The sequence below is a fragment of the Ignavibacteria bacterium genome (assembly GCA_025612375.1).
GTDB lineage: Bacteria > Bacteroidota > Ignavibacteria > Ignavibacteriales > SURF-24 > JAAXKN01.
Map to the genome: position 1 here is coordinate 1 of JAAXKN010000091.1, position 3780 is coordinate 3780.

The following is a 3780-nucleotide window of genomic DNA, read 5'->3' on the forward strand; positions in this document are numbered from 1 at the left end:
GGTGTAGGAGACTCAATTCCGGCTCAGGCTAAATGAAATGTGATCATTTAGAACTACGCACATAGTAAGTCCTTCGGAGAAGGACGTAACCTCAGTAGCCCAGGGTCTCAAGCCCTCCTCGGAGGGCGCAGACACCCTGGGTTTCCGGATGGAGCGACACCTAATCAGAATCAGCATCAAACCAAAATCAGCATCGAGGCATAAATTATCATCAGGACATATAATTGTGCCCTGTTTCACACAGGTGAAATTATAACCGGGTTAAATTAATTCATATCCTAAAACCACACATAAAGGACAAGTCTATGTCTCAAACATTCAGCCAGATCTACATACACCTGGTATTCGCAGTCAGATTAAGAGATTTTATGATAAGACCTTCTTTTTCTGATCATCTTGAGAAGTATATCACAGGAATTGTAAAGAAAAGGGTGCTAAACTGATGGCCATAAAGGCTCTGAAGGACCATATGCATCTATTCATATCAATTCATTCGGACACCTCTATTTCAGAACTGGTAAGGGACGTAAAGGCATGCTCAACTGGATACGTTAAGAAGACCTTTAACTGCCGGGACTTCTCCTGGCAGACAGGATATGGGGCATTCTCATATTCAAAGAGTCAGTCTAAAGAGGTAATAAGATATATTCTCAGCCAGGAGAAATACCACAGCCACAGGTCTTTCAGGGAAGAATACATGAAGATCCTCGTGGACTTTGGTGTGGATTATGATGAAAAACACCTCTTTACCTGGATTTCTGAGGATGAGATGTCATCTTTATGAGCCATTTTCTTCATGAACCATCATCTTAGATGACAAATTATTTCAAAGGAGGAAAAATCTAATCTTTTGTGATATTGACCAATTTATTTTTATGCATAATGCGGGGGCATTTATGTGTCGCTCCTGCCGGAGCTCTGTGGTGTGGTGGTGGGTATCTGTTAACCCAGGGTACCTGCATCCGCCGAGGCGGATTTGGAACCCTGGGCTACTAAGGTTACGTCCACCTTAGGGTGGACTTATAAACTGCGTAAAGGCTCTGCTTTTATTGAATTTTGAGTTAACAATAAATAAAAAAAACCCCGCCTTCATAAAAGCGGGGCTAATTTTATCTGAACGAAGGAGCAGGCTTAGAGCATCTTCTTTATGATGTCGTTGGTCTGCTTCAGGGCTTCGTCTATTTTCGCTACGTCCTTGCCGCCTGCTGTTGCAAGGTGAGGACGTCGGCCTCCGCCTCCGCCAACGAGTTTTGCAAGCTCACCTACAATTTTGCCTGCTGCAAGTTTCTTTTCTTTTATGAGGCTGTCTGAAACTACACAAACGATGCCTACTTTGCCGTCCATTTCACTGATCAATATAAGGCAGGAGCCCTGAAAAGAATTCCTGCCTTTTATTAGATTGCCGGATCTGTTACTTCAAAAGAATTATCTTTGAAGTAGTCACATTGTTCCCTGATTTCAAGAAGTAGTAGTAAATGCCGCTTGAGTAGCTTGTGGCATTCCATTCAAATGTATACTTCCCTTTTGCAAGATAGTCTGAAACGAGTGTCTTTACCTCCTGCCCCAGGGAGTTATAGATCTTAAGCTCCGTAAAGCCGTCAGAAGGAATAGAGAAGTTGAACCTGGTTGAGGGGTTAAATGGATTTGGGTAGTTTGAGCATGTAAAGCCTTCAGAAGTATTGCCCAAAGACTTAAGTCCCGGTTTTTCAACTTCAATGCCCGGCATGTCAGAGATCTGACCTATGGCCATCTTGCCCAATGGGTGATCAGGATACTTTGCCGTTATGGAAGAAAATGCCCTGTATGCTTCAGTATTATTATTGAGATAAAATCTGTGGATTAGTCCTTTTTCATAGAGCATCTCACATGTGAGATCCTTATCTATGTCTTTGCTGTTCTGTATTTCATTACAAAGGGCAATTGCACCTGTGAAATCATTTCTACTGATCAAGCCCGGAATTAAGTACTTCTTAATGTACGGGGAATAAGCCTGTAGGTCGCTCATTCCAAGTAGTTCATTAAGATAAGAGGTAAGGCTTCCCTCTTCCCCTAAGTACCTCAGGCAGTTGACTGTAAGGGAAAGTGAGCTTTTCAGCTTTGAAAAATCATTAAAGCTTTTCTTTAATTCATCTTTTGATTTTTCTGCAATACCGAGGTATTCCGTCTTATATTTCTCAATCCTGCCTTTATGATCCAATGCCGTATCCTGACTTGTCCTGTGGATTAGATCCAAATACATCCGGTCCAGATCCCCTGCAGGCGTTCCTTTTACTTCAGATTGGTTGTTCATGCTCAAAGAGGCAGTATTTGACTTAGCCAAGCCCGAAGGGGAAGAGCACTCAACGACAGAATTGGGATCTGCTAAAAAGTAGTTTCCATAAGCGCTTAAAGGGCTAATGCTGCTATGGGTATTGTGAAGCAGGTATGCGTATGCTCCTCCTTCTGCATCCACGTCATAGCCATTGTTGCAGAAGTAGTCTTCATTCACGTTATAGCTCGATGTGCCATAGAGGTAAATTCCTACCATCTGGTTTTCAATTCTTGAAGAGCGGCAAATGTCGCCATTACTGTTATAGATATTTACACCGAAATCATTCATATCGCCATTAGTTGCCGTAAGGCCGTAAACAGCGTTGTTTGTGGTGTTCTGGATATTCATTGAATGGTTTCCTAAGTCAGAACGTACATCCATCACAATTATGCCAATGCCTCCGCTTATATATACCTGTCCTGCAGGCATGTATACTCCGTAAAGGTTGCAATAGGAGTTATTGTTAAGGTTTATTGTTCCGTTTATTGTCGTACCGTAGCCTGAGATTGTGACGTCACTTTTGCTATTCAGGGAAAAACCTCCATTGTATGAGCCTGGTTTTATTTCAACCTTCTGGCCTGAAGCTACAGCATTACATGCAGACTGAATTGAGCCACAATACCCTACTATTACATTTGAATTTGTTTTTATGTAAGCTGCTACACCTGTGATACTTGCCCCTTCGTTAACAATTGTGCCACCTGTCGATATTATTGAGTAGCCATTCAAATTAATGATTGCAGTAGGTTTTAGCGTTAATGATATCCCGGACGGGACGTATACATTTCCTGTTAAATCATGAGCCAGAAACCAAGTCTCATTCCTCACCAGTGTTCCGGCAGATGTGGGACGATAAAAAAATGTCGAAATAATATTCGCAGATTCATTCAAAGTTCTTGCATTGTTTTCATACGTAGTAGTCCCCATGACATAGCCATTATAATATTTATCCGGATTTGACCAGTATTTTATTCTCACGGTACTTCCGGCTGGATAAGCCATAATCGTACGCCAGTTATGGGCTAAATCTATATACCCATGATTGTAACCAAGAGTCGGATCAATGTCTAGGTTGTGTCTTGCTCCCTGAAGGTGGCCAATTTCATGGGCAAAAGAGTAATAACCTGTTGCACAATCGTAATGAACTGCACAAAAAGCTGAACTAGCGTTGGCTGATATTACTGCTGCTAATCCGCAATATGCATCATTATTTAATATTAGGACGCAAATATCTGCACCATATGCTTGTCTATTCATATGAACCTCATCCATAAAATTATCGCCTTCTGTCTTGAATCTATTCAAATCTGTGTCATAATTTCCAGATTCGGAATAGTTGACAGCAAGGGTACAAACAAGGTTTAAATGTATATCAATGCCACTATTTACATATGAGTCATTCGCCTCACTTACAGCTAATTCAATTAATCCTTTTATATCGCCGGATGCTGAACTGGCTGAAGGCGTAT

The 3780-nt window shown here is 41.5% G+C and carries 2 protein-coding genes and 1 pseudogene; 1 reads left to right on the forward strand and 2 read right to left on the reverse strand.

Going from position 1 to position 3780, the window contains the following annotated elements:
- Nucleotides 1-305: 305 nt before the first annotated feature.
- Nucleotides 306-784: pseudogene (gene tnpA / locus HF312_21290) on the forward strand (IS200/IS605 family transposase).
- 347 nt (nt 785-1131) lie between these two features.
- Here tnpA and HF312_21295 read toward each other — a convergent pair.
- A complete protein-coding gene (locus HF312_21295; protein ID MCU7522751.1) occupies nt 1132-1344 on the reverse strand; it encodes a hypothetical protein in 213 nt (70 codons plus the stop codon).
- Nucleotides 1345-1411: 67 nt separating this feature from the next.
- Nucleotides 1412-3780, reverse strand: a 2369-nt coding sequence (locus HF312_21300) for a T9SS type A sorting domain-containing protein (protein MCU7522752.1), incomplete at its 5' end; no start/stop codon positions are given.

Coding starts and splice junctions, on each gene's coding strand:
- HF312_21295 (MCU7522751.1), bottom strand. CDS start 1,344: ATGGACGGCAAAGTAGGCATCGTTTGTGTAGTTTCAGACAGCCTCATA.